The following is a 24,714-nucleotide window of genomic DNA, read 5'->3' as shown; positions in this document are numbered from 1 at the left end:
CTGGGTATCACTAGGCGTATCGACCATGCGTGCGACTGCCCTTTGCCTGTTGGTTTTGCTTGCCGGCGTGACCGAAGCCGCGCAGATGCCGGTCGCCGCCCTGCTTGGCGGCATGCTGGTCTACAAACCCGTGCAAAGCGTACGCGAGCGCAAGTTCAGCGACATCGTCGAGCAGAAGACCGATTTCAGTTGTGGCGCCGCGGCGCTGGCCACTGTGTTGCGCCAGGCCTATTGGCTGGACGTCGACGAAGAGCATGTCATCAAGGGCATGCTGGTTAATGCCGACCAGGATCTGGTCCGCACCCAGGGTTTCTCCATGCTGGACATGAAGCGCTACGTGGAAACCATCGGCATGCGCGCCCGCGGCTATCGGATACCACCGGAAAAACTCGCCGCGGTGACGATCCCGGTCGTGGTCCTGATGGAAATTCGCGGCTACAAGCACTTCGTGGTATTGCAGCGAGCGGACAAGCGATGGGTGTATATCGCCGACCCGGTGCTTGGCCACAAACGCTACGCCCATGACGAATTCGTTAAAGGCTGGAACGGCATTGTCTTCGCCATCGTCGGCCCCGGCTATGACAAGACCAACGCCTTGCGCAGCCCTCCGCAACCTCTGACAGCGCGCAACAAGCTGGACGGTTTTAATCCGGTCAAGGACGCGGAACTGATGGATTTCGGCTTCATCCAGAGCGACTTTTTCTAATCGCCGAACAACTGCCAATAAAAAACAAAAGGAGCAGGACGCTCCGGGAGCAACAGATGAAACGCTCATACTGGCTCACGCTGGCCTGCCTGGCCGCAACGACGTCGGGTCTTGCCCACGCCGGTTTCAAACCGATCGAAGTCCAGGACCAGGAGCTCGCCGAGCTGCGCGGTCGCTACGTCATGCCCGGACGAGTCATCAGTTTTGGCATCGTCATGAGCAGCACCTGGCGCAACGCCAGTGGCGACCTGATCGGCGCTTCCAGTTCCATGCAGATCCAGGCTGCAACGGTCAAACCGCAGTTCTACGTCTCCACGATCAAGCAGACCGGCAACGGCAGCGCCCCGGAACAGGGTGGCGGCACAATCACCGGCGGCGCCGGTCTCGGCTCGGGCCAGGGCGTAACCCAGAGCGTGCGCGCCGCCGGCGACAGCAACAGCGCGTACAACAATGTCAGCATCAACGTAAAAGAAAGCAGCCAGGCACCTGCCCTGGCGCCCGCCCAAGGCCAATTGCTCGACAAGGGCCAGACCATCAGCGGCAGCAACGCCGCCGGCAGCGTGGCGGTCACCGCCACCGGCAGCGGTGTGCAGATGGCAATCCAGGCCAACCACAACCAGGGCAGCACCCTGCAACAGGTTGCCCAGGGCGGCTTGCTGCAAAACACCCGCCTGCTGGGCAACGGCAACCTGGTCAACAACATGACCCAGCTCAACGTGGTGCTGAACAGCAACGGCCCCAGCGCCGGGGCATTGGACTGCAACCTGACGCAGCTGCGTGGCCTTCGAAACCTCGGATATTGAACTACGCTGATCTCCGATCATTGGGCTAACTAGGGACGGCATATTTCATGTATCGATCCGTATCGTTGCGCGCTGTGATGTGTTTAAGCACGATGTTTCCGGCGACCGTGCTGCAAGCGGCACCCGACGCGGACATCGAGGCCCTGAAGCAAGAACTTCTCGAGCTCAAGCAACGCTACGAGGTCCAGCAAAAAGCCCTGGCGGTACTCGAACAACGAGTCCGCCAGGTCGAGGATCAACCCGCCGCCCCGCCGCCCAAGCGCCTGGCCAAATCTCCCGCCGACATGAAAGGCAACCAAGGCGTGGCCGGCAGCGGCGCGGCAACGGCGGGTGGCAGTGGTTACGGGCAATCCCTGGCCGACGACTCGCAACCGGCCCAGAGCGTCTCCAACCTGTATGACGAAGCCAGCGGCTTTTTCGGCGGCGGCAAATTCAGCTTCGAAACCGGCGTGACCTACTCGCGCTACGACACCCGGCAACTGATTCTCAACGGCTTCCTGGCCCTGGATTCGATTTTCCTTGGCAACATCAACCTGGACCGGATCAAGGCGGACACCTGGACCCTGGACCTTACCGGTCGCTACAACTTCGACAATCGCTGGCAGTTCGACCTCAACGTGCCGGTGATCTACCGCGAGTCCACCTACCAGTCCGGTGGCGCCAACCAGGGCGCGGCCGGCGTCACCAGCGAAGAAACGGTGACCCGCGACCCCACCATCGGCGACGTCAATTTCGGCATTGCGTACAAGTTCATGGATGAATCGGTCAACAGCCCGGACGCGGTGGTGACTCTGCGCGTCAAGGCACCCACCGGCAAGGATCCGTTCGGCATCAAGCTGCGCCAGTCCCAGGCCAACACCAACCTGTTCGTGCCGGAAGACCTGCCCACCGGTAACGGCGTGTGGTCGATCACGCCCGGGATATCCCTGGTCAAGACCTTCGACCCGGCAGTACTGTTCGGCAGCCTGTCCTACACCCACAACTTCGAAGAGTCGTTCGACGACATCAGTTCCACCGTCAACCAGGAAGTGCCAGGCAAGGTGCGCATCGGCGACAGCTTCCAGATCGGCGCGGGCATCGCCTTTGCCCTGAACGAGAAGATGAGCATGTCGTTCTCGGTCTCGGACCTGATCCAGAAGAAAAGCAAGCTCAAGCAGGACGGCGGGGACTGGGAATCGGTGGTCTCCAGCGACGCCAACGCCGGGTACTTCAACATCGGCATGACGGTGGCCGCCAGCGACAACCTGACCATCGTGCCCAACCTGTCCATCGGGCTGACCGACGATGCGCCGGACTTCACCTTCAGCCTGAAATTGCCGTATTACTTCTAAGGCAGGTCCCATGTGGGAGCGAGCTTGCTCGCGATGAAGCCCTCTCAGCCAGCATTAATGTTGACTGGAGGACCGCTATCGCGAGCAAGCTCGCTCCCACAGGTTTTGCGCAGGCGCGGCTCTAACGAATCTGATGCTTGTGCAACAGCCGATAGAACGTCGGCCGCGACACGCCCAGTACGCGGGCCGCCACGCTGAGGTTATCGCTGTGGCGGTTGAGCACATCGCTCAACGCCTGGCGCTCGGCGCGGGTCTTGTAGTCTTCCAGGGTCCCCATCGGTGCGGCGACGCCCTGCTGGCCGACAAGGCCAAGGTCGCGAGCCTCGATCTGCCGTCCTTCGGCCAGCACCAGGCCGCGACGGACGCGGTTGGCCAGCTCCCGCACATTGCCGGGCCAGTCGTGCATGCCCATCGCCACTAGCGCGTCCTCGCTGAAACTGCGCGGCCGGCGACCGGTTTCGTGACTATAGAAATGGGCAAAGTGGCTGGCCAGCATCGACAGGTCGCCATGGCGATCGCGCAGCGGTGCCATGACCACTTGCAAGACGTTGAGGCGGTAATACAGGTCCTCACGAAAACGCCGATGCTCGATGGCCGCCTCCAGGTCGACATGCGTCGCCGCCAGCACCCTCACATCGACGGCAATCGGTTGGCTGCCGCCTACACGCTCGATGTGCTTTTCCTGCAAAAAGCGCAGCAGGTTGGCCTGCAGCTCCAACGGCAGATCGCCGATCTCATCGAGAAACAACGTGCCGCCATGAGCGGCTTCGATCCGTCCGATCTTGCGTTGATGAGCGCCGGTGAAAGCGCCCTTCTCGTGGCCGAACAGCTCGGACTGGATCAGGTGCTCGGGGATCGCGCCACAATTTATGGCAATGAACGGCTTGTTACGCCGGTGCGATTGGCAATGCAGGGTGCGCGCGACCAGCTCCTTGCCCGTGCCGCTTTCACCACGAATCAATACCGGCGACTCGGCGGGGGCCAGCTTGCCCAATAATTTGCGCAGTTCGCGAATCGGCTTGCTGTCGCCCAGCAGCTCATGTTCAGGCTGATTGATGTGAACCGCGCCCCGGCCCCTCAACCGCGCCATGCCGAACGCCCGGCCCAATGTCACCTGGACGCGGGAGACATCGAACGGCAAGGTATGGAAGTCAAAAAACCATTCGCAGACAAAATCGCCGACGTTTTGCAGGCGCAGCACTTCCTGACTGAGCACGGCGATCCACTCGGCGCCGCTGCGGCGAATCAATTCCTTGACGGCCTCGGGACGCTCCAGGTGAAAAGGCTGCAGGCGCAACAAGCCGACGTCACACGTCCGGTCGCTGGCGTGTTCCAGGGAGCAGCTGTCGACGTCCCAACCGATGTCGCGCAGGCCCGGTAACAGGCGATAGCAATCATCGCAAGGATCGACCACGAGCAGACGACGCAACGCACTGGTTTCAATCACGACTGATCCTTGGCGCCAAAATAAGGAAATATGATTAGAAACAGGCGTTTGGCGAACCTGCATGTAACAGTAGCAAGAACTTGACACTTGCTTGTATCGATTAGTTATCAGGACATCAGAGAACCGGTTATAAGCGAGCGTTTCGTTAGTTCACCTCGCTGCGAATCTTTCATCCCCCTTTCAAACAAAAGTCCGAAAGCCTGGTCTGAAAGAAAATCGAAATTTATTCATCGATTGTGTGACCTGCTCCCGGGTTCGGGACATCAGTACAAGTAACCAGCCGCACGGTACGCCCAACCGACGGCAGATCATTTGATTGGGCACTATTGAGAGATAACGCCATGAACGCCCCGCTCCGTATCAACGAAGCTCTTTTGATTGCCGACCGCGCATTCCGTCCTTTCCAATGCGTGGCCTGGGCCCCACAAGACGGTAACGGCGAACTCAGCCTGACCGTCATCGACCGCACCAACACCCACATCGGCCGGACCCAGATCCCCAGCAGTGCCTATACGGACCCGGCGCAACTTGCCGACCTGCTCAAGCAGGCCCGTGCCGAGCTGAGCCAGGAAGGCTATAAACTGCAATCGTGGTCGATGCCGGAATAACTTTCCTGCAAGAAAGACCGGGTCTTTCTTGAACACAAAAAACGGCGCTTTCCATTTCTGGACAAGCGCCGTTTTTTTGTAGATGACATTACCCTATGCTGCGGGCTTGTTTCTTCATGCCTTGGAAGAAGCGCAGAACCGCAGCACCAGAATGCCCGCGAGCGCGGCCAGGGTGGAACCGGCCAATACGCCAACCTTCACCTCATCAATCAGTAACTGCGCGCCGGGGAACGCCAGGTTGCCGATAAACAGGCTCATCGTGAACCCTATCCCGCACAACAACGCCACGCCGTACACCTGCCGCCACGAACTGTGGGTCGGCATTTGCGCCAGGCCTGTCTTGATCGCAATCAGCGCGAAGGTGAATACACCCAGCTGTTTGCCCAGCAACAATCCCGCAGCGACCCCCAATGGCACCGGTTCAAGCAGAGTGCTTAATGACACACCCGCCAGGGAGACGCCAGCGTTGGCGAAGCCGAAAACCGGCATGATGAGGAAAGCCACCCACGGCGATAAGCGCTGTTCAAGCCTGAGGGAGGGAGAATCCGCTTCATCGGCGTCTTTGTTCAGCGGGATGCAAAAGGCAAGTGCGACGCCTGCCAGTGTTGCATGTACACCTGATTTGAGAACCAGTACCCACAACACCACGCCTAAAACCAGATAGGGCAGCAGTCTCGTGACTCCGGCCTTGTTCATGACCAGCAATACCGCAATGACCCCAGCGGAGGCCGCTAACATGGTCACGTCCAGGCCGCCGGTATAAAACACCGCAATGATAGCGACCGCGCCCAGGTCATCCAGAATGGCAAGCGCAGAGAGGAAGACCTTCAGGGAGAGCGGCACTCGATTGCCCAGCAACGAGAGCACGCCCAGCGCAAATGCAATGTCGGTTGCCGCGGGAATGGCCCAACCGGCCAGCGTTTCGGAGGAGTTCCTGTTGATCCAGGCGTAAATGAGGGCGGGGACGATCATGCCCCCCAGCGCAGCGAAACCCGGCAACGCCCTCTGGCTCCATTTGGCCAACTCGCCTATCTGCATCTCACGCTTGATTTCGAGGCCGACCAACAGGAAGAATATCGCCATCAATGCGTCGTTGACCCAGTGCTCCACGGACATACCCAGAAAAGAGGCATGCAGCGCGCTGGTGTAACTGGCGAACAGTGGGCTGTTTGCTACGATCAGCGCGGCGAGCGCTGAAAACATGAGCACGATGCCGCCCGAAGACTCCGATTGCATGAAGCGTTCCAGTGGCGTGGCCATGCGCGTATCACCGCCCTGATTTGAGCTATTCCCCATTGTTTCCTCCCGTAATCCGATCAGCGTCGGATTCTACTCAATACTTGAGCCACCGGGGCAGTTGTCTTACAACTTGGCGAAAACAATATTCAGCTCAGGGGTGGAGATGTCAGCGCGGCAGGATGTACCGCTCGATCGCCAGTGCCGCGCCGTCCTCGGTATTGGCGGCGGTGATCACGTCAGCCTGACGCTTGATCGCCTCTTCCGCCTGCCCCATGGCAATCGACAGCCCCGCGCGATGGAACATCGCCGGGTCGTTGCCACCGTCCCCCATCGCAGCGGTCTGTTCCAGCGGCACGCCGAGGAATTGCGCCAGGGTCGACAGGGCTTCCCCTTTGTTCGCTTTCATCGCCGTCACGTCCAGGTAGATCGGCTGCGAACGCGAGACCTGGGCCTGGCCCTTGAGCAGCGGATGCAAGCGAGCCTCCAGTTCGACCAGGAGATCGGTATTGGCGCTGGTCGCAACGATTTTGTCGATGCGCTCAAGGTAAGGCTCGAAGCTTTCCACTTCCAAAGGTGGATAACCCAGGCCACGGGTTTCAACCGGCACCATCGGCCCGTGGGCATCGCGCACCAGCCACTCGCCATCGGCGAACACCCAGACCTCGATGCCCGGCTGATCGGCGTACAGGGCCAGGGTGCTCAACGCCGCTTCAGGCGGCAAGTAATGAACGGCGAGAAAACTGCCATCGGGGTGCACCAGCGTACCGCCGTTGAACGCCGCCGTGGGCAGGTCGACGCCCAGGGCTTCGATCTGCTGCAACATCGCCCGGGGCGGACGCCCGGTGGCGAGGCTGAACAGCACGCCGGCCTCGCGCAAGGAGCGGACGGCTTCGATGGTGCGCTGGCTGAGGCTGTGGTCAGGAAGCAACAACGTGCCGTCCATGTCACTGAGCAGGAAGCGGATAGGACGTTTCAACTGATCAGTCATCCGAGGCCATGCCAGACGCGACCATCGCGAGTCAACAGGTCGTGGGCGGCCGCCGGGCCATCCTCGCCAGCCTGGTACGGCTGGACGGTTGCATCCTCTCGCCAGGCATCAAGGAACGGCTGCACCGCGCGCCAGCCGTTCTCAATATTGTCGGCACGCTGGAACAGCGTCTGGTCGCCCGTCAGGCAATCGTAGATCAGGGTTTCGTAACCCGTTGACGGCTGCATTTCAAAGAAGTCCTTGTAGGCAAAGCCCAATTCGATATTCGCCATGTCGAGTGCCGGCCCGGGCCGCTTGGCCAGCAGGTCGAACCACATGCCTTCGTTGGGCTGAATCTGGATTCTCAGGTACGTAGGTTGCAGTTCGTCGACCTCGGTGTCACGAAACTGCGCGTAAGGCGCCGGCTTGAAGCAAATGACGATTTCCGTGTCACGCACGCTCATGCGCTTGCCGGTGCGCAGGTAGAACGGCACGCCTACCCAACGCCAGTTATCGATCATGACCTTGAGGGCAACGTAGGTTTCGGTGCTGCTGTCGGGCGCTACGTTGGTTTCCTCGCGGTAACCGCTGACGGGGTTGCCGTTGATCTCGCCCGCCGTGTACTGGCCGCGCACCGAGTTGGCCCGCGCCTGCTCGACCGACCAGGGCCGGATTGCGCCCACCACCTTGGCCTTTTCGCCTCGCACCGCGTCGGCGCCGAACGCGGCCGGCGGCTCCATCGCAACCATCGCCAGCAACTGGAACAGGTGATTGGGCACCATGTCCCGCAGGGCACCGGTATGTTCATAAAAGCTGCCACGGGTTTCCACGCCGACGGTCTCGGCGGCGGTAATCTGTACGTGGTCGATGTAGTGATTGTTCCAGAACGCCTCGAACAGGCTGTTGGAGAAACGGCTGACGAGAATGTTCTGCACCGTCTCCTTGCCCAGGTAATGGTCGATCCGGTAGATCTGTTTTTCACTCATCACCTTGAGCAGGCAGGCGTTGAGCGCCTCGGCGGTTTGCAGGTCGGAGCCGAACGGCTTTTCGATCACCACGCGCCGGAAGGCGTCATCCTGCTCTTGAAGCAGCCCGGCCGCGCCGAGGCGGCGAACCACTTCACTGAAAAAGCGTGGCGCGGTCGCCAGGTAGAAGACCGCATTGCCGGTGCCGCTGGCGGCGATCTTCGCCGCCAGCGCTTCGTAAGTACTGTCATCGAGAAAATCACCCTGGACGTAACTGATGCCCCGGGCCAGCTTGGCCCAGAGCACCGGATCGAGCGCGTGGTCGGGGTCGCCGCCCTTGCTCGCCGCTTCGTTACGGATGAAATCCTCGAGTTTTTTTGCAAAATCCACGTCGCTGATGGCGTTGTGGTCGACACCGATGATCTGCAGGCCATCCCCCAACAGCCCGTCACGACTCAGGTGGTAAAGCGCCGGCATGAGCAAGCGCTTGACCAGGTCTCCATGAGCACCGAACAGGAACAGCGTGGTCGGTGGCGCGGGTTCTGCCTTGGACTTCCTGCCGATCGAGGTCATTTTTTCGGCGTCTCCACGTGGCCACCGAAGCCAAAGCGCATCGCCGAGAGCATCTTGTCGCCATACGTGGCTTGCTGGCGTGAACGGAAACGGGCGAACAGCGAACTGGACAGCACCGGCACCGGCACCGCTTGTTCGATGGCCGCTTCGATGGTCCAGCGCCCTTCCCCGCTATCGGCGACTTCGCCGGAGAAGCCATCCAGCTTCGGATCGCTGGCCAACGCATCCGCGGTCAGGTCCAGCAGCCAGGACGAAACCACGCTGCCACGCCGCCAGACTTCGGCGATATCGGCCAGGTTCAGGTCGAAGCGCTGCTCCGGTGGCAGGCTTTCGCTGGATTTGGTCTTGAGGATGTCGAAGCCCTCGGCGAAGGCCTGCATCATTCCGTATTCGATGCCGTTGTGGATCATCTTGACGAAATGACCGGAACCGGCCGGGCCCGCATGGATGTAGCCGCGTTCGGCGCGGTCGTCGTCAGACTTGCGGTCACGGGTCCGCGGGATATCGCCCATGCCCGGCGCCAGGCTTTCAAACAACGGGTCCAGGCGCCGCACGACTTCGGTGTCGCCGCCAATCATCATGCAATAGCCGCGCTCAAGGCCCCAGACGCCGCCGGAGGTACCGACGTCGATGTAGTTCAAGCCTTTTTCCGACAGCGCCTGGGCGCGTCGGATGTCGTCCTTGTAGTACGTGTTGCCGCCATCGATGATGACGTCCCCTGGCTCGAGCAGTTCGCCAAGCACGTTGATGGTGTCTTCGGTGGGTGCGCCGGCGGGCAGCATGACCCAGACAGCCCGAGGCTTCTGCAGCCCGGCGACCAGCGCCGGCAGATCCGCGACGCCCGTCGCGCCTTCCTGGCTCAGGTTTTCGACAAAAGCGGCATTGCGGTCATAGACGACGGTGGTGTGCCCATTGAGCATCAGGCGCCGCGCAATATTGCCGCCCATGCGGCCCAGTCCAATGATCCCGAGTTGCATGTGCTGATGCTCCCTACTACAAATAAAGGTGTGTCAAAGGTTTAGCTCAAGGTGACTTGTGGAGGTTAGTCCAGAGCATTGCCGCATAGTTTCCGGGTAAATCGCCCGATCACAAAGGATAACGTTCAAAAACCGGTCGAAGACACGCCGACCATGAAAAATAAAAAAGTTCCATCAACGGGCAAAAGTATTCAGAATTGGTGCCGATAAAGAATTGTCGCCAAGAAACTGACGACATCTCTCTAGTTGATGTAGCCATTTGCGAGGTGAGCAATGGGCCCTGTCGTTACCGCACGTCCTCCACAAACCCTTTATGTGACCATTCGTCGCGACGAATTACGCCTGCTGAAGGAAGAGCGTGATCTGCTGCTTGATGAAGTGACGCAGTTGCGCATGCAGTTGCAACACGCACAGCTCTCACACCAGGGCCAGGCTTTGGCTCGCTGATCCTGTCCTCCGGGCAAGACACTTTGGTGACGCCGGGCAAACCGGTGTCACGCTGACAAAAACACCGCACAACCTGTGGTGAGGAAGCTTGTTCCCCATCACAGAATCGCCCCTGCAACCCCGCCCCCAGGTGCGCGCGACCTTTTGTAGCTGAAAAACTCACGAAGTTTTCACACCTGGTCCGTAATAATCCTGCAATCACAAATAGTTACGGCGATGGCCCGTGCGCACCAGTCCGGTGCCGGCAGTCTCGTCGGTGAACGCTGGAGCGCTTGATGAGTGTGTTCAAACGCAGCAAAACGACTGCGAAAGGTTTCGATTGGGCCGGGTTCGGCTGGCTGTTTCTGTTCTTCTGGTATTTTTCCGGCATCACCCAACTGCTGATCCTGTCGAGCGGCACCGCCGGGTTCGCCGGGTTTCGCCAGGCCTTCGTGATGAGTGCGTTGTGGTTGGCACCGCTGCTGCTCTTCCCTGCCCGCACCCGCCTGCTCGCCGCGATCATCGGGATCGTGCTCTGGGCTTGCTCCATGGCCAGCCTGGGCTATTTCTTCATCTACCAGCAGGAATTTTCCCAAAGCGTCATCTTCATCATGTTCGAGTCGAACGTGTCCGAAGCTGGCGAATACATGACCCAGTATTTCGCCTGGTGGATGGTGCCGGCGTTCCTGGCGCATACCCTGGTCGGTTACTTCCTCTGGACGCGCCTGCGCCCGGTCTACCTGCCACGCAGCCAGGCCTGGGCGGCAGCGCTGGTCATCATGGTGGCCGTGGTCGGCTACCCGCTGACCAAGCAGACCCTGCGCACTGGCAGCCTGGCCAAGGGCTTCGAGAAGTTCGAGAGCCGCGTCGAGCCGGCGGTGCCCTGGCAGATGCTGGTAGCGTACCGCCGCTACACCGAACAGCTGGAAAACATGCAGGGCATGCTCCACAGCACCAGCAAGATTGCGCCCCTGCGCAACCTTCAGGACACCATGGCCAATGAGCCGGCCACCCTGGTGCTGGTCATCGGCGAATCGACCAACCGTCAGCGCATGAGCCTGTACGGCTATCCGAGAGAAACCACGCCAGAACTGGACAAGCTCAAGGACCAGCTCTCGGTCTTTGACAATGTCATTACCCCGCGCCCCTATACCATCGAGGCCCTGCAGCAGGTACTGACGTTCGCCGACGAGGAGAATCCGGACCTTTATCTCAGCACGCCCTCGCTGGTGAGCATGATGAAACAGGCCGGCTACAAGACGTTCTGGATCACCAACCAGCAGACCATGACCAAGCGCAACACCATGCTCACGACGTTTTCGCAACAGGCCGATGAGCAGGTCTACCTGAACAACAACCGCAACCAGAACGCCGCACAGTACGACGGCGACGTGATCGAGCCCTTCAACAAAGCCTTGGCCGACACCGCGCCGCGCAAGCTGATCGTGGTGCACCTGCTCGGCACTCACATGAGTTATCAGTACCGGTATCCGCCGACCTTCAACAAATTCACCGACCGCCAAGGCGTGCCTGCCGGGGTGCGTGACGATCAGGTGCCGACCTACAACAGCTACGACAACGCGGTGCTGTACAACGACTTCGTGGTGTCCAGCCTGATCAAGGACTACGCCAAGAGCGACCCCAACGGCTTCCTGCTGTATCTGTCGGACCACGGCGAAGACGTCTTCGATTCACCGGGCCATGGCACCCTGGGCCGCAACGAGGCCAAGCCAACAGCGCCGATGTACACCATCCCGTTCATGGCGTGGGCCTCGCCGAAGTGGCGCGAAACCCATGACTGGAATTTCGCTGGCGACCTGTCGCGGCCCTACAGCAGCTCGCACCTGATTCACACCTGGGCGGACATGGCGGGCTTGAGCTTTGATGAGCTCGATCGCAGCAAGAGCCTGGTCAACGATGACTTCAAGGCGCGGCCGCTGTTGATCGGCAACCCCTACCAGGACCAGCGCAAGGGGCTGATCGATTTCAGCCTGATGCAGCCCAAGGGCCCTGCTGGCCAGGTCGTGCAGAAGTAGTCGAAAAGCCACAGCCCGCATCTGGAGTAATGCGGTTCACTTGAGGCAATCCCGTGGCGAGGGAGCTTGCTCCCTCGCCACGGGTTCTTAAGTGAACCTCATGACGCCCCTAGAGGGGCTTGATCCAGAACAGCATGCGCCCGTGGGCCGGGTCGAACATGCCGGCGGCAAAGCCGAACTTGGCATAACTGGCCTGGGCCACGGCGTTGCCTTCCAGCACTTCCAGGGTGATCTTGCAGCACCCGCGCTGGCGGGCGATGTCTTCGACTTTCTGCAGCATCTTCTGGCTCAGGCCCAATCCACGAAACGCCGGCATCACGGCAACATCATGGACATTCACCAAAGGCCGGCAAGCGAAGGTCGAAAACCCCTCGAAACAGTTGACCAACCCCGCCGGCTCGCCATTGACGAACGCCAGCACACTGAACGCGTGGGAACGCTTGGCCAGCTCTTCAGGCAGATGGGCCAGCACCTCGGCCGGCAGCGAGTGCCCTCCGCCCATCGGATCCTCGGCATAACCGTTGAGCACATGGCAGATCGCTTCGGCGTGGACCGGGTTGGTGTAGCTGGCTTGCAGTACAAGGATATCCTTGGCTTCTTCCATGATCTTCCATCTCGTTTCGATAAGGCCGACGGCTTGGCGTCGGCAGGGTCGGGTCAGGCGGGCTGACCAAAACGTTGCAGTTGCATTTCCTGAAGGCGACTGAGAGTACGGCGAAACGGGAATTGCAGATAGCCCTGCGTGTACAACTGGTCCATCGGCACCTGGGCCGACAGGTACAACGGCACTTTGCGGTCATAACATTCGTCGACCAAAGCAATGAAACGCCGTACGCCGTCGTCATGAATCGACAGCTGCGGCAGCTCGCGATCACCGGCCTCGACCCGCTCGACCCCGTCTTCGGTGCCTCGGGCAATACGCCCTTCGCGTTGTTCGGCGCTCAGACAGGGTACGTCACTGAGCAGAATGGCCTTGAAACGATCGCACAGCGCCATGAAATCCAGCGCCGAGAACGGCTGCTCGCAAAGATCGGGGTAACGGCTCCACAGCACTGTATCGCTGGCCTGGACCGGAACGATCTGGCGATGGCCGACCTCAAGCGCCTGGTTGCGGGTTTTCTGCCCGGCGCTCAACTGGGCGAAAACCTCCGCCAACGGATCAGGCTGGGCCGGGTCACGCAGCCAATAACGCTGCTGCAAGGCGCCCGGGTGCTGGCGATGATCCTGCCAGCCATTCACCGGCACGACCTGCATGTACTGCTTGATGGCCGTGATGGTCGGCAGGAAGCGCTCACGGTTGTGACCGCTGGCGTACAGCTCATCCGGCGGCAGGTTGGACGTGCTGACCACCACCATGCCCAGCTCGAACATCACCTGGAACAGGCGGCCGAGGATGATCGCATCGCCGATGTCGGTCACGAACAACTCGTCGAAGCACAACACCCGCACCTCTCGGCTCAGCTCCCGAGCCAGGGCCTGCAACGGATCTGGCGTGCCGGTGAGCTGGAACGAGCGCTGATGCACCCAGGCCATGAAATGATGGAAATGCTGGCGACGGGCCGGAACCTCGAGGCTTTCATAAAAGCGATCCATGAGCCACGTCTTGCCCCGCCCGACCGGTCCCCACAGGTAAACACCCTTGATTGCCTTGCGGCCTTGGTGCAGCGCCTGGTGGCACTGCTCCAATGCCATGATTGCCAGCTCCTGGGCTTCGTCCTGGACGAATCCGTGGTGTTCGATGGCATGCTGCCAGGCGCTCAAGGGGGAAGTGAAAGTCATGCGACCCGGGTCCGGAAGGCGAAGGTCTGGAGTATGCCATGCAGCAGGATCCGAGAAGTATTTCATGATTCACCACAGATCCCGTGGCGAGGGAGCTTGCTCCCGCTGGGTTGCGTAGCAGCCCCAAGCTTTGCGGTCGCTGCGCAACCGAGCGGGAGCAAGCTCCCTCGCCACAAAAGTCAGGCGGAAATATCCAGCCGACTGATCTTCCCCTGCTCATCGAGCCGGAAGGTGTAGCGCAACTCCAGTGGACTGCCGGGAAAGGTTCCGGAGATCAGGTTATGGACCAGCACCTTTCCGGTGCGTTGCTGCACGTTGAGGACTTCGACCCGCGGTTGGTAACGGCGCGCGGTATCTTCCATCCATTGGGCGATGGCCTGGGTACCGACCCGGTGGTTGCCTTCATCGAACACATTGGCATCCTCGGCGAAGAAACGCGTCACCGCCGAGCTGTCGCGAGCATTCGCGGCAGCGATGTAGCCGGCGATGGCCGGGGCCAGGGAAGAGACGGGATTGGACATGTCAGGGGGCTCCTTGTTGTATCGATCCGGAGCCATCCTAGAACAGCGCTGTGTCAGTTTTTGTCAGGAGTAAAACGCCCCGCCTCATCGAGATTCATCAGCGCCAACCAGGCTCGCAGCAAGTCGCTGCGCCTGCCGGGGTAGCGCTCGCCCTGGACGCTGGCTGAGGCAATCCGGTCGGTACGAAACGTCCGATAGGCACCGCGTAGTTCGCACCAGGCCACCACCACCCGCGCCTCATTGAAAAAGCCCAGGGCCAACGGCCAGATCAACCGCTGGCTGGGGGTCTTGTTGACGTCGGCGTAATCGATGTGCAACTTGGCTTGAGTGCGAATGGCCTGGCGGTAGACATTCAGCTCGACGGCGTTCTGCGGATAACCGTAACCCGGTGGGCCGGGCAATACCGTGGGGTTGTGCAAGGCATCGCGCAAACCAGGGGCCAACACCGCCTCGACCTTTGCCAAAGCGTCGGCGGCGGCCTTGCCCAACACCTCATCGCCACGCTGGTCGACGTAGCGCAAGCCCAGCACGATGGCCTCGATTTCATCGGCGGTGAACATCAGCGGCGGGAGGAACAGGCCGCTGCGCAGCACATAACCTATGCCCGCCTCGCCCTGGATCGGCGCGCCCAGGGCAGTCAGTTCGGCTATATCGCGATAAAGCGTGCGCTCGGACACCTTCAGCTCGGCCGCCAGCGTCGCGGCGGTAACCGGGCAGCGCTTGCCCCGCAAGACTTGCAACAAGGTCAGCAGCCGAGTGGTTCGCGACACGATGGCGGATCCAGGGAAAAGATGAAGCAGATTAGCAGAGGCTGGTGTCAGAAACTGTCAGCAGCCGTACCGCCGTGACATCAATCCCTGTGGCGAGGGAGCTTGCTCCCGCTCGGTTTCGTAGCAGCCGCAAAAAAAACGGGGCCGCTGCGCAGCCCAGCGGGAGCAAGCTCCCTCGCCACAGGGATTCATGCGTCGCCAGGTGATAGGGTTGTAACCAATAATCCACATGCGAGAACGTCCATGCGCAGAATCCTCGGCTTGCCCCTCATCCTGATACTGCTCAGCCTGAGTGCCTGTGCCCTCTTCCCGCACCGCGACCCGCTGAATATCAACGTGGTCGGTATCGAGCCACTGCCCAGCGAGGGTCTGGAGATGCGCTTCGCGGTGAAACTGCGCTTGCAGAATCCCAACGAAACCGCCATCGACTACAGCGGTGCGGCATTGGATCTGGAGGTCAATGGCCGCACGTTGGCGACCGGCGTCAGTGACCAGAGCGGCTCGATCCCACGCTTTTCCGAAGCAATCCTGAGCATACCGGTGAGCATCTCGGCGTTTTCAGTGATCCGCCAGACCCTGGGCCTGAGCCAGACCCAGAGCCTGGACAACCTGCCCTACGTGCTCAAGGGCAAACTCGCCGGCGGCTTGTTCGGCACCCTGCGCTTCGTCGATCGCGGAACCCTTGATCTGCCAAATTCCGCAGCCACCTGGTGAATCATGCAATGAAACGCACGCCCGGCTTGGCTCGCTCATCCACCACCAGCTCGAATACATCGGGCCGGGCGTAGTGCCCGACCACGTCATAGTCGTAACGCGCCCGTACCAGCTCATCGGTATCGATTTCAGCAGTCAGCAATCCGACGACCCCCTTCAACGGCCCGGCCAGCACGTCGCCCATGGGCCCGACAATCACGCTGCCGCCCGCGATCAACGGCCGCTCCGCCGGCCAGTTCGCCACCTCGATACCCAGCTCTGCCGGCGAGGCCTGGACCTGGCAGGCACTGACCACAAAGCAACGCCCTTCATGAGCGATATGCCGCATGCTCACCTGCCACATCTCCCGCTCATCCACCGTCGGCGCGCACCAGACGTCCACGCCCTTGGCATACATCGCGGTGCGCAGCAGCGGCATCATGTTTTCCCAGCACACCGCCGCGCCCACGCGCCCGACCTGGCTGTCGATCACCGGTAACGTCGAACCGTCGCCCTTGCCCCAGATTAGCCGCTCAGTGCCGGTGGGCATCAGTTTGCGATGCCTGGCGACCAGGCCGGCGTCCGGTTCAAAGTACAGCGCGGTGCAGTACAGCGTATTGCCGGCGCGCTCGATGACGCCCAACACCAGGCTTGCCCCGGTTCGCGCCGAAAGACCCGCCAGCGCCTCGGTTTCCGCACCGGGCACGTCGATGGCGTTGGCAAAGTAGCGGGCAAACGCTTCGCGCCCTTCCGGTAGCCGATAGCCGAGCTGGGTGCCAAAAGTCTCGCCCTTGGGGTAACCGCCCAGCAGCGCCTCGGGCATGACCACCAGGCGTGCACCGGCCTCACGAATGGCATCTTCGTAGGAAAGAATCTGCGCGAGGGTTTCACCCTTGCCGCCTGGCAGCGAGCCAATCTGCAGGGCAGCCACAATGGATTTGGGCATGGTCTTCAACTCCGTGATTTCAAGTGTTGCTGATTCTCAGGCGCCGACGGATCATGAATAAAGCCCTGTCCGCTGCTAAAAGATATGAAGCAAATGAATATCGTCGATGTAGACCTGAACCTGCTGAAGACCTTCGAAGCCCTGCACGACGAATCCAGTGCAAGCCGCGCCGCCCTGCGCCTGGGCGTCACTCAATCGGCCATCAGCGCGGCGCTGCGAAGGCTGCGAAGCGTGTACGACGATCAATTGTTCGTGCGCACCGGCCGCGGCCTGGCGCCGACATTGCGGGCCAACCAACTGAAACCGGTGATCAGCGAAGCGTTGGACAAATGCCGCCAGAGCCTGGCGATGATCGATCCGGGCGCCAGCCACTACGAGGGCCGTTCAGTCATCGTCGGGCTGTCGGATGATTTTGAAATTGCCTATGGCCGGCGATTGATCGAGGAAGTTGCGCGACGAGCGCCGGGGCTGCGCTTGATCTTTCGCCAGACCCACAGCCAGATCGTCGGTCGCGCCTTGATGGAGCGCAGCCTGGACCTGGCGATCACAGCGGGGGGATTTGCCGAACGGCTATTGAGTCGCCAGGTCCTCGGCGAAGGCGGCTACGCCTGCCTGGTGGACCCTGCCAGCCTGACGGAGGAGCAGCAACGCCTGAGCCTGGAAGCGTTCGTGACGCGGGAGCATCTGCTGGTTTCATCGGGCGGTTTCATCGGCATCACTGATGAAGGACTGGCCGCACTCGGCCTGCGCCGGCGGGTGGGCGCCTCGACCACTCACTTCGCCGCGCTGCCGTTCCTGCTCAAGGGCAGCCAGGCCGTGGCGACCATTCCGGACCATGCCGCCACGGCCATTGCGGCGCTCAGCGGCCTGTCGCTGTTGCCCTGCCCGCTGGCGTTGCCGCGCTACCCGATCGAGCTAGGGTGGCGGACCCATGCGCAGCGGGACCCGGCCGCGGACAAAGTGCGCGAGGCGATCATTGCAACGTTCAGTTGAGGTTTATTTGTTCGCGGCCATCAGCCGATTGACCTCGCTGCGTACCATGTTGGCGTACTCCGGAGGCGACATGCCGTCCAGCTCGGCGCGCACCCACTCGGCCCATTTGCCCTTGCGCTTGGAGCGTTCGCCAAACAACCGCGCAGCGTCACCCTTGGCCTTGCCCAGGTTGTTTTGCCACAGCTCGAAAAGTCGGGATTTTTCATCTTCCAGCGCCGCGCGCTCGGCCAGCGGCTTGTCAGCCAGATTGAAACTCATGGGGAATTTCCTGTTGCGTAAATAGGCGCCATCTTACACCTTGCACAGAAACGTCTTAACCATGATTTTTGCCAGCGGCCTTGGGCCATGCCAACTGCTGCAACTTTTGCCCAAGCGCAACACTCCATTGTTCACTGCCATCAACCTCAAGGAGTACTTCAATGGCTCGCACAAGCGCCGCGCAAGCGAACGGAGAGCAAATCAAGGATCAAGCCTTCAGCGAACTGAAAGCGTTGATCGAGGAGTCGGAGAAGCTGCTCAAGAGCGGTGCCGCCCTGGTTGGCGAGGACGCGGAGAACCTGCGCGAGCAGATTTCACAGAAACTGCGCCAAGCCCTGGATTCGGTCGCCAGCGCTCGGGAACGCACGCGCCCGATGGTTGATGCCACGCAGGCTTACATCGGCGGCCATCCCTGGCAGACCGTAGCGATTTCCGCGGGTTTCGGGCTCGTGGTGGGCTTGTTGCTGGGACGCCGTTAAGCCCCAGCCAAAAAAGCCTATAGCCCCGCCAACTCGCGCAGTTGGCCCAGTGTCTGCTCGTCCAGCACAATCCCTTGTTCGCTGGACTTGCTGCGCTCACGGTGTCGGCGATCCCCTGGCAACCGACGCAATCCGACACCGTGCATCTGCCTGACCAATTCTTCGCTGCGTGAAGCGAAATCCTGGCCGGCGGCCTTGCTCGGATCGATCACGATCAACAACTGTCCGGTCCAGGGAGTCTTGGCTCCGGGATGGTTGTGCCAGTCGAACTCGAACGAAAAGTTGCCTCCCGTCAGCGCGGCCGCCAGCAGTTCCACCATCATCGACAAGGCCGACCCCTTGTGACCGCCAAACGGCAGTAGCGCGCCGCCCTCCAGAATCGCCTTCGGATCACAGGTCGGCTGACCGAGGCTGTCCACCCCCATGCCGGGAGGCAATCGCTCACCTTTGCGCGCGGCAATCTGCACGTCGCCATGGGCGATGGCGCTGGTAGCGAGGTCGAAAACAATCGGCTCGCCGCCGTTGCGTGGGGCGGCGAAAGCAATGGGATTGGTACCGAACAATGGCCGATCCGCGCCATGGGGCACCACACAGGTCATGCTGTTGACCACGCTCAAGGCCACCAGGCCTTCATAGGCGAACGGCTCGACATCCGGCCACAGCGCGGCGAAGTGGTGAGAGTTGCGTATCGCCAGCACCGCAATACCGGCGCTGCGAGCCTTTTCCACCAGCAACGGGCGGGCGGCGGCCAGGGCGGGCTGGGCAAAGCCGTTGCAGGCATCGACCCGGACGAACCCGGACGCAACATCCTCGACGATCGGCACGGCCTGGCCGTTGACCCAGCCGCTGTTCAACGTCGAAACATACCCGGGCATGCGGAACACCCCATGGCTGTGGGCGCCATCGCGTTCGGCGCCGGCGCAGTTCTCGGCCAGGGTGCGGGCGACATCGGTCGAGGTGCCATGACGCAGGAAAATCTGCTCCAGCAAGCTCACCAACGCTTCATAGGACAATGTGCAAGGACCGGCAGGATCGGGTAGCGCGGGCATCTGAAGCTCCAGAATGATTATTGGAGGTAGCAACAGCGTGAAGAGGCGAGCTCGCTGATTACCGCTTCATGGCCGCCATGTCAACCGTGCAACGCCCGCGCCATGGTCCGACAGGCCTGCAGCTTGCGTGCGGTAACTATGTACCACCTTCGCCCGTTCTTCGTTGCCTACTCTGGCCCCTCACTGATGGCCGTATCGCCTTGAGGCGCCTGATCGAGAAGCAACGATGACTAGTGCAAACCCGCCCCTGCTATTTCCTGAAATATTCAAAGCCCGGCGCCTGAATGAATTGACCGCGCCCCACCGGTTGACCCAGGCAGATCTTGACTGGCTGCATCACGCTGCCCTGCCCAACTACACGCAACGCGGCGAGCAGTCACCCGCAATGACGATCGAAACAATTACCCTGGATGTCCAGGGCAAACCCTTTATCCCGCTCGCCGGTTGCCTGGTGCTCAGCGCGCAGGGCGATCACCCTGCGTTCCTCTATACACCGTACGGCGGCATTACAAAGTTCGATAGCCCGGAGACCCTCGAGCAAAAGCTTGATGAAATGCTGGCGACACCGCTGGAACGGGATGAGCTGTTTTGCCTCCTTTCGCTCTCCCAGCGCAACGAACTCTATGGAGCATCCTTTCAGAAAACCCGCCGAACAGTCTACGGAGATCCGCTCGAGACACGATTGGCATCGATCAGCAATGCCCAGGAAGTCAACGCCCAGGCAATGGTGCATGAGTTGCTCCAGGTTCCGTCGTTGGCAGCGATGCTTGACCAGATATTGCAGGAGCTGTTGGACAACTTCGATCATAAGCAGGCACGCGTCTCGCTCAGTCTCATCAAGGGCGCGGACGTCCCGTTACAGCAGTGGACCCGGAACATGCCACTGAGTGATGCAGTGCTGGTCTACTTCCATCATCAAGGCTGGCCTGACGGATACGAGGCGGCTTTCACTCACCCCTCCACCGAGGAATCGCCCGCAAACGCCTTGCACTGGCAAACCATGGTAAAGCTCACCGCAAGGAATCTGGTGCGCCACCTCACTGATCGTCTCGAGGCCTACTGGGACGCTGCGAGTGTCCTGAACATTTCACGGCGACAGTTTCTGTCCCGTGTCATCGACGACAAGCTACGGTCAGCGATCGTTATCGAACGCGAAAAAGGCCAACTGACAGAAGCACAAAGCAGCGAGCTGCATCGTCTGTTCCGGCCATCTCGCCACGACGAGAGGCTGATGTTCATCGAAACGATTCGCCTCTGGGAACATGAAACCCATAGCGTCGAACTGGCGGGCTCGTTGATGATCAGCGCGAATGGGCACTACCTTTACACCCCTGGCAAAGGCATTCAGCAAGTTGACCATCATCTGGGCTTCAGGGATACGTTGCTGGGCCCGCCCACCGCGGCCCCGCAAATGGACGCCCTTTATGGACTGCTGAGCCTTGAGGAACGCAACCGTCTTCTGCGCTTCGACGCTCCGCAGGTCTCCGGCAAGGAGGTGAGCTTGCCCGTAGCCGAGTCCCTGGGCCAGGCGATCATTGCCAAACAGCTGGACAATATTTATTTCGCACTGGAAATGTCCCGCCAGGGCGAGGTCGATATCCATGCGCTGTTGGACAAGGCGCTCGATATACGCACCCTGATCGACAACGGCCTGCTCGACCAGAAGGTCGACGGACACTGGGGCGCGCGCGCTGCGTTTTATGGAAACCTGCGCCCCTCCAATTTCATCGCCGATGTGCTGCACAGAAAGCTCAAGACCTATGACAGCGTGCAAAAAGCTTTCGATAGCGAGTTCACAGAGTTACCCCATTCAAGCGAATCGGAGCTCCTCGACAGTGAGCTGAGGAAGCTGCTTCCCAAGCTATGCAGCACTTTTTCCCTGGGCATCCGGGAGGAGGCTGAGCTGCGGCAGCTCAACGGGACGCTGTCGACCGACGCCCACAAGCTCATCAACAGCGTGTTTGCCTTCGACGCAAACTACCCCGACCGCGAACAACGCCCCAGCGTCAAAGGTTTCCGCCCGGACGTATATTCGCTGAAGTTGACCTGCACAACGGAAGGCGCCACGACCGCCGTTTCTCCGGCCAGTTGCTTCCTGCTGACCGAGCGTGGCGGGCTGGATACGCCTTTTTCCGGCATGGCAATCCTGTGGTTCCCCACTTGCGGACTCAAGGTTTTTCCGTCCGTCGCCCTTGCCAGCCAACAGTTGAATCAATACCTGTCCAACTCCCGGTCGCGTTTCGATGTGCTGACCAATCTCACGCCCACGCAACGCAATCCCCATGCCCGCTACCAGCTCGAGGCATTTGAACTGATCGAAGGCAATGTGCTGGTGAATCGGATGACTTCGTTCAGCGAACACTTTGCGGCCGAACACGCGTATTTGCGTGCATTACAGATAGGTGACTGGCGACTGACCGAACCGGCAATGCTCGAAAGCCTGAAAGCACTGTTGGACAAGGGCGCCGCTACCAACCTGCCAGTTGCCGAGCGCATCGCCCATGCCTACCGGTTCCAGCAAAAGCTTCCCGCCTGGTTGGGTGCCGCCTCGCTCGAGGACCAACGACAGCACATCGAACTGCTTGAACAATATCGAAACAGCGTAACCGAGGACAAAGACTACCTGGACGGCATAGAACCTCTACGTAACTACGTCGACAGAACCTTGAAGGCGCTGTTGGAAACACGTTTTCCCGATACGGGCCTTGACCCTGCCACACTGCTGATTTCGCCCCATCTTGCGCTGGCAGGCCCGGCAAGCAGCCTGACCGATTTCGCCCTGAATCATCTCGACAGTCGCCAGCGACCCGGCTTCACGATTTCGTCGGTGCTCTCGCAAAAACTACCCGACCACTTGAACGAAGCCGCTCTCAGGCAAATGTTGCTGTCGTTGGGTACGTCAACCCGCTACAGGGCGCATGTGCTGGACAAGCTGTCCGACAGCGCAGAGGGCATAGAGCAAAGGAAAAGTCGATTTTATCAACAACTACCCTGGCAACTGCTGCAACACGCCCACGCCAGATATCTGCAACAGAATCTCTCTTCGCTTGCCTTCAGCTTGATCAGCCAAGTGTTCGATATGCCGGACAGCATCGCCCGGCTGGAAGCAGACGGGGCCGAGGCAATCATCCGCCCGATGGAACTGATCAAGACGCAAGGCGCCGAAGCCGTCAAGGCTACCGGGCTCTATCTGATCGGGTCGAGTGTCGATGCAAAAGCCCCGCATATCCTGTATTCCCCTTACCACGAAGGGAATGTTTTCACCGAGTTCGAGAACGAAACGAAGGTCATCGCTGCATTCAATGCGCCAGGGGTGCTTCAGGACATGCTGATTCACCGGCTCCCCGAAAGCCAGCAAGCCACGTTCCGAAATCTGTTCGCGTCCACGGCAGGAAAACTCTCGGAGATAACCCTGGCTTCGAACCCGATTGCCAACCTGCTCGGTACGTTGTTCAACGACAACACCTCATTACTGGCAGGCATGCTGAAAACCCACACCGATGGCACACGCCAGTTCGACTGGCAAACCGTGGTGCATTTGTTCAGTACCGGCATCAAGGCCCTTGGCCGGGAACTGCCTGGCAAACTGGCGTTGATCGAGACTCTCAAAGACGCCTATGAGGATTTCAAGGCGTCTTCCGAGGATTTCCAGCAGGGCAATTGGGGGGCAGGCTTGCATGATTTCATCTGTGGCGCAGCGGAAATGGTCTCCCTGGGCTGGCTCAATCGGGACGATACCTTCGGTCTGCTCGATCCGGTGGGTCCCGCCGCCCTGCCTCGCCCCGCGGTAAAAGCATCTCACTGGCGGCATCTGACCAGCGCAGCGCGTACAGACCTGCAGCCATTCGAAGCCCTCAAGGTCAGCCTGGCCGACCTCAAGAAACACCCGTTCGATGGAACCTACGAAGCCCTGGCGTCCGGCAAGCACTACGCACCGGTGTTCGGCAAAGTCTTTCAGGTAGCAAAAGCTGCCCATGACTGGCGCATCACCCATGGCCACGCCGAGGGGCCAGTGCTCAAGCGCTCGTCTGAGTCCGGGCAGTGGTTGATCGATCCAGACTCGCGGCACATTCGCTACGGAAAAGTGATGTCAACCTTGACCGATATGCATAGCGACTTCAATGCGAAGGAAGTCATCAATATTGAAGCACGGGGTATGAAGCAGATACGCCGGATGTCCCCCTCCCGCGCGAACATGATCGAGCAAGCCCTGGAAACGGCACGGCATTACTCCCGCAACGCGCTGCAAAATCTTGAGCAGGTCAAAGGCGGCATGCCTGCCGGGTCCCGACTGGACACCTTCCTGACGACTTTTCTCGGCGTCAGGGTGATCGACGCGCGCCTTGTAGAAAAAATACACACCGCCATCGCCCCGATCTGCCAGACGCTGGCGGATCCGTTGTGGCTTCATAAAAACGGCAGTCGCATCGTTATCGGCATCGCCAAAAGCGCCAACTATGATGCGAGTGCCTTCGTATTCGAGGCCGGCAAGGGCGGCAGGATTTATCTCACCCAGGAGTTTTTCGCCATGGTGCCGCATTGGTACAACAGTGCCGTGCCCGATACATTCAATGTCGACGCGCACGCCCAAGGCTCAACCTTCATTCACGAACTGTCCCATCTGCTGTGCGACACACTGGATATCGTCTACCTGGGCGCCTACTTACCATTCCACGACCTCATTTCAACAGTGACTCAACTGGCACAAAAAAAAGCCGATGAACAAAAGGACCTGCAACTCAACGGTTTTTCGTGGACCACGCCGCGCGCACGCCTGTTCACGGATTGGGACCGTGCAACCCACTCGTTCAAGAGCCTCGACCTCCTGCCCAAGCACAAAGATACCGTCAGAAAAATCCTGCAAATCACCAGCACTGCAAATCTGGAGCAAGCCCGCGACGCATTTCTGGACCTGAACTCAGCGGATCGACGGATCGACGTCATGTTTAAAAATGCCGACTCTATAGCGCTGCTCATTTGTGAGCTGGGGCGACAATTGGATCCGCCTCCGGTGGCTACGCCATAGCATCATCGCTGGAACGCGTTTGATCTTTTTTTCACGCCGTTTGTGCGACGGTACGGCCATACGGGGCAACGCCCGATTTTATCACATGAAAAACAAGGGTATTTGATGCTTAATCGCCATGT

22 protein-coding genes are annotated in these 24,714 nt (G+C 60.3%); 10 read left to right on the top strand and 12 right to left on the bottom strand.

The features are described from left to right. Positions 1-25: 25 nt before the first annotated feature. The 3 genes from J3P96_RS12260 to J3P96_RS12250 are packed head-to-tail and all read left to right on the top strand — an operon-like array spanning position 26 to position 2,840. On the top strand, positions 26-706 hold the full coding sequence (locus J3P96_RS12260) for a C39 family peptidase (protein ID WP_434657413.1): 681 nt from the start codon (positions 26-28) through the stop codon (positions 704-706). A 56-nt stretch (positions 707-762) separates the two neighbouring features. After that, on the top strand, positions 763-1,509 hold the full coding sequence (locus J3P96_RS12255) for a hypothetical protein (RefSeq protein WP_434630581.1): 747 nt from the start codon (positions 763-765) through the stop codon (positions 1,507-1,509). A gap of 47 nt (positions 1,510-1,556) precedes the next feature. After that, positions 1,557-2,840: a hypothetical protein gene (locus J3P96_RS12250; protein ID WP_434573842.1), complete on the top strand. Its 1,284-nt coding sequence runs from the start codon at positions 1,557-1,559 to the stop codon at positions 2,838-2,840. 121 nt (positions 2,841-2,961) lie between these two features. Here J3P96_RS12250 and J3P96_RS12245 read toward each other — a convergent pair whose 3' ends face one another. Beyond that, positions 2,962-4,287 carry a sigma 54-interacting transcriptional regulator gene (locus J3P96_RS12245; RefSeq protein ID WP_434657410.1) on the bottom strand — a complete coding sequence of 442 codons (1,326 nt, stop codon included), beginning with the start codon at positions 4,285-4,287 and terminating at the stop codon, positions 2,962-2,964. A gap of 341 nt (positions 4,288-4,628) precedes the next feature. Between J3P96_RS12245 and J3P96_RS12240 the strand changes: the two genes are divergently transcribed. After that, positions 4,629-4,895, top strand: coding sequence for a hypothetical protein (locus tag J3P96_RS12240; protein ID WP_030142711.1), 267 nt, complete (start codon positions 4,629-4,631; stop codon positions 4,893-4,895). Positions 4,896-5,009: 114 nt separating this feature from the next. Here the strand turns inward: J3P96_RS12240 and nhaA are convergent, their stop codons facing one another. The 4 genes from nhaA to gnd all read right to left on the bottom strand — a co-directional run bounded on the left by nhaA (position 5,010) and on the right by gnd (position 9,616). After that, positions 5,010-6,155: a Na+/H+ antiporter NhaA gene (nhaA, locus tag J3P96_RS12235; RefSeq protein ID WP_434657408.1), complete on the bottom strand. Its 1,146-nt coding sequence runs from the start codon at positions 6,153-6,155 to the stop codon at positions 5,010-5,012. A 145-nt stretch (positions 6,156-6,300) separates the two neighbouring features. Next, positions 6,301-7,122 (bottom strand): HAD family hydrolase, encoded by an 822-nt coding sequence (locus J3P96_RS12230; RefSeq protein WP_434657406.1) that lies wholly within the window; start codon positions 7,120-7,122, stop codon positions 6,301-6,303. Beyond that, on the bottom strand, positions 7,119-8,639 hold the full coding sequence (zwf, locus tag J3P96_RS12225; RefSeq protein ID WP_434657404.1) for a glucose-6-phosphate dehydrogenase: 1,521 nt from the start codon (positions 8,637-8,639) through the stop codon (positions 7,119-7,121). Before zwf ends, J3P96_RS12230 begins: the two co-directional genes overlap by 4 nt. Next, positions 8,636-9,616 (bottom strand): phosphogluconate dehydrogenase (NAD(+)-dependent, decarboxylating), encoded by a 981-nt coding sequence (gnd, locus tag J3P96_RS12220; protein WP_434657401.1) that lies wholly within the window; start codon positions 9,614-9,616, stop codon positions 8,636-8,638. The genes zwf and gnd overlap by 4 nt, the downstream gene beginning before the upstream one ends. A gap of 273 nt (positions 9,617-9,889) precedes the next feature. Here gnd and J3P96_RS12215 point away from each other — a divergent pair, with 273 nt between their 5' ends. Beyond that, entirely contained in the window at positions 9,890-10,063 is a 174-nt protein-coding gene (locus J3P96_RS12215) for a DUF6026 family protein (protein ID WP_305500661.1), read from the top strand. Between the two features lie 275 nt (positions 10,064-10,338). Then, positions 10,339-12,078 (top strand): phosphoethanolamine transferase CptA, encoded by a 1,740-nt coding sequence (locus J3P96_RS12210; RefSeq protein ID WP_434657400.1) that lies wholly within the window; start codon positions 10,339-10,341, stop codon positions 12,076-12,078. 109 nt (positions 12,079-12,187) lie between these two features. Here the strand turns inward: J3P96_RS12210 and J3P96_RS12205 are convergent, their stop codons facing one another. From J3P96_RS12205 to J3P96_RS12190, 4 genes are all read right to left on the bottom strand, one after another. Further along, complete coding sequence (locus J3P96_RS12205) at positions 12,188-12,682, bottom strand: GNAT family N-acetyltransferase (protein WP_434573829.1); 495 nt, start codon at positions 12,680-12,682, stop codon at positions 12,188-12,190. Positions 12,683-12,735: 53 nt separating this feature from the next. Further along, positions 12,736-13,857, bottom strand: coding sequence for a cell division protein ZapE (zapE, locus tag J3P96_RS12200; protein WP_434657397.1), 1,122 nt, complete (start codon positions 13,855-13,857; stop codon positions 12,736-12,738). Positions 13,858-14,036: 179 nt separating this feature from the next. Then, positions 14,037-14,378 (bottom strand): nuclear transport factor 2 family protein, encoded by a 342-nt coding sequence (locus J3P96_RS12195; protein WP_434573825.1) that lies wholly within the window; start codon positions 14,376-14,378, stop codon positions 14,037-14,039. Positions 14,379-14,431: 53 nt separating this feature from the next. Continuing rightward, complete coding sequence (locus tag J3P96_RS12190) at positions 14,432-15,148, bottom strand: helix-turn-helix transcriptional regulator (RefSeq protein ID WP_434657394.1); 717 nt, start codon at positions 15,146-15,148, stop codon at positions 14,432-14,434. A 243-nt stretch (positions 15,149-15,391) separates the two neighbouring features. On the opposite strand from J3P96_RS12190, the gene J3P96_RS12185 reads away from it, so the two are divergent. Further along, positions 15,392-15,862, top strand: a complete 471-nt coding sequence (locus tag J3P96_RS12185; protein ID WP_434657391.1) for an LEA type 2 family protein — start codon at positions 15,392-15,394, stop codon at positions 15,860-15,862. 1 nt (position 15,863) lies between these two features. Here J3P96_RS12185 and J3P96_RS12180 read toward each other — a convergent pair whose 3' ends face one another. Next, on the bottom strand, positions 15,864-16,787 hold the full coding sequence (locus tag J3P96_RS12180) for a carbon-nitrogen hydrolase family protein (protein ID WP_434657388.1): 924 nt from the start codon (positions 16,785-16,787) through the stop codon (positions 15,864-15,866). 84 nt (positions 16,788-16,871) lie between these two features. Here J3P96_RS12180 and J3P96_RS12175 point away from each other — a divergent pair, with 84 nt between their 5' ends. Next, the gene (locus J3P96_RS12175; RefSeq protein WP_434657386.1) at positions 16,872-17,780 is read left to right on the top strand and encodes a LysR substrate-binding domain-containing protein; all 909 of its coding nucleotides are present in this window, start codon (positions 16,872-16,874) and stop codon (positions 17,778-17,780) included. Positions 17,781-17,783: 3 nt separating this feature from the next. Here the strand turns inward: J3P96_RS12175 and J3P96_RS12170 are convergent, their stop codons facing one another. Next, on the bottom strand, positions 17,784-18,038 hold the full coding sequence (locus tag J3P96_RS12170) for a hypothetical protein (protein ID WP_003181187.1): 255 nt from the start codon (positions 18,036-18,038) through the stop codon (positions 17,784-17,786). Positions 18,039-18,199: 161 nt separating this feature from the next. Here J3P96_RS12170 and J3P96_RS12165 point away from each other — a divergent pair, with 161 nt between their 5' ends. Further along, positions 18,200-18,517, top strand: a complete 318-nt coding sequence (locus J3P96_RS12165; protein ID WP_434573816.1) for a DUF883 family protein — start codon at positions 18,200-18,202, stop codon at positions 18,515-18,517. A 17-nt stretch (positions 18,518-18,534) separates the two neighbouring features. On the opposite strand, the gene J3P96_RS12160 is transcribed toward J3P96_RS12165, so the two are convergent. Further along, complete coding sequence (locus J3P96_RS12160; RefSeq protein WP_434657383.1) at positions 18,535-19,566, bottom strand: Ldh family oxidoreductase; 1,032 nt, start codon at positions 19,564-19,566, stop codon at positions 18,535-18,537. Between the two features lie 226 nt (positions 19,567-19,792). Here J3P96_RS12160 and J3P96_RS12155 point away from each other — a divergent pair, with 226 nt between their 5' ends. Continuing rightward, positions 19,793-24,592 carry a dermonecrotic toxin domain-containing protein gene (locus J3P96_RS12155; RefSeq protein ID WP_434657380.1) on the top strand — a complete coding sequence of 1,600 codons (4,800 nt, stop codon included), beginning with the start codon at positions 19,793-19,795 and terminating at the stop codon, positions 24,590-24,592. Positions 24,593-24,714: the final 122 nt, after the last annotated feature.

Source organism: Pseudomonas sp. R3-56, assembly GCF_051132075.1.
In the GTDB taxonomy this organism is placed as follows: domain Bacteria; phylum Pseudomonadota; class Gammaproteobacteria; order Pseudomonadales; family Pseudomonadaceae; genus Aquipseudomonas.
This window is presented reverse-complemented; position numbering and strand designations above follow the sequence as displayed.

Coding starts and splice junctions, on each gene's coding strand:
- J3P96_RS12160 (WP_434657383.1), bottom strand. CDS start 19,566: ATGCCCGCGCTACCCGATCCTGCCGGTCCTTGCACATTGTCCTATGAA.
- J3P96_RS12170 (WP_003181187.1), bottom strand. CDS start 18,038: ATGAGTTTCAATCTGGCTGACAAGCCGCTGGCCGAGCGCGCGGCGCTG.
- J3P96_RS12195 (WP_434573825.1), bottom strand. CDS start 14,378: ATGTCCAATCCCGTCTCTTCCCTGGCCCCGGCCATCGCCGGCTACATC.
- J3P96_RS12185 (WP_434657391.1), top strand. CDS start 15,392: ATGCGCAGAATCCTCGGCTTGCCCCTCATCCTGATACTGCTCAGCCTG.
- J3P96_RS12240 (WP_030142711.1), top strand. CDS start 4,629: ATGAACGCCCCGCTCCGTATCAACGAAGCTCTTTTGATTGCCGACCGC.
- J3P96_RS12165 (WP_434573816.1), top strand. CDS start 18,200: ATGGCTCGCACAAGCGCCGCGCAAGCGAACGGAGAGCAAATCAAGGAT.
- zwf (WP_434657404.1), bottom strand. CDS start 8,639: ATGACCTCGATCGGCAGGAAGTCCAAGGCAGAACCCGCGCCACCGACC.
- J3P96_RS12230 (WP_434657406.1), bottom strand. CDS start 7,122: ATGACTGATCAGTTGAAACGTCCTATCCGCTTCCTGCTCAGTGACATG.
- nhaA (WP_434657408.1), bottom strand. CDS start 6,155: ATGGCCACGCCACTGGAACGCTTCATGCAATCGGAGTCTTCGGGCGGC.
- gnd (WP_434657401.1), bottom strand. CDS start 9,616: ATGCAACTCGGGATCATTGGACTGGGCCGCATGGGCGGCAATATTGCG.
- J3P96_RS12155 (WP_434657380.1), top strand. CDS start 19,793: ATGACTAGTGCAAACCCGCCCCTGCTATTTCCTGAAATATTCAAAGCC.
- J3P96_RS12210 (WP_434657400.1), top strand. CDS start 10,339: ATGAGTGTGTTCAAACGCAGCAAAACGACTGCGAAAGGTTTCGATTGG.
- zapE (WP_434657397.1), bottom strand. CDS start 13,857: ATGACTTTCACTTCCCCCTTGAGCGCCTGGCAGCATGCCATCGAACAC.
- J3P96_RS12175 (WP_434657386.1), top strand. CDS start 16,872: ATGAAGCAAATGAATATCGTCGATGTAGACCTGAACCTGCTGAAGACC.
- J3P96_RS12250 (WP_434573842.1), top strand. CDS start 1,557: ATGTATCGATCCGTATCGTTGCGCGCTGTGATGTGTTTAAGCACGATG.
- J3P96_RS12255 (WP_434630581.1), top strand. CDS start 763: ATGAAACGCTCATACTGGCTCACGCTGGCCTGCCTGGCCGCAACGACG.
- J3P96_RS12205 (WP_434573829.1), bottom strand. CDS start 12,682: ATGGAAGAAGCCAAGGATATCCTTGTACTGCAAGCCAGCTACACCAAC.
- J3P96_RS12180 (WP_434657388.1), bottom strand. CDS start 16,787: ATGCCCAAATCCATTGTGGCTGCCCTGCAGATTGGCTCGCTGCCAGGC.
- J3P96_RS12215 (WP_305500661.1), top strand. CDS start 9,890: ATGGGCCCTGTCGTTACCGCACGTCCTCCACAAACCCTTTATGTGACC.
- J3P96_RS12260 (WP_434657413.1), top strand. CDS start 26: ATGCGTGCGACTGCCCTTTGCCTGTTGGTTTTGCTTGCCGGCGTGACC.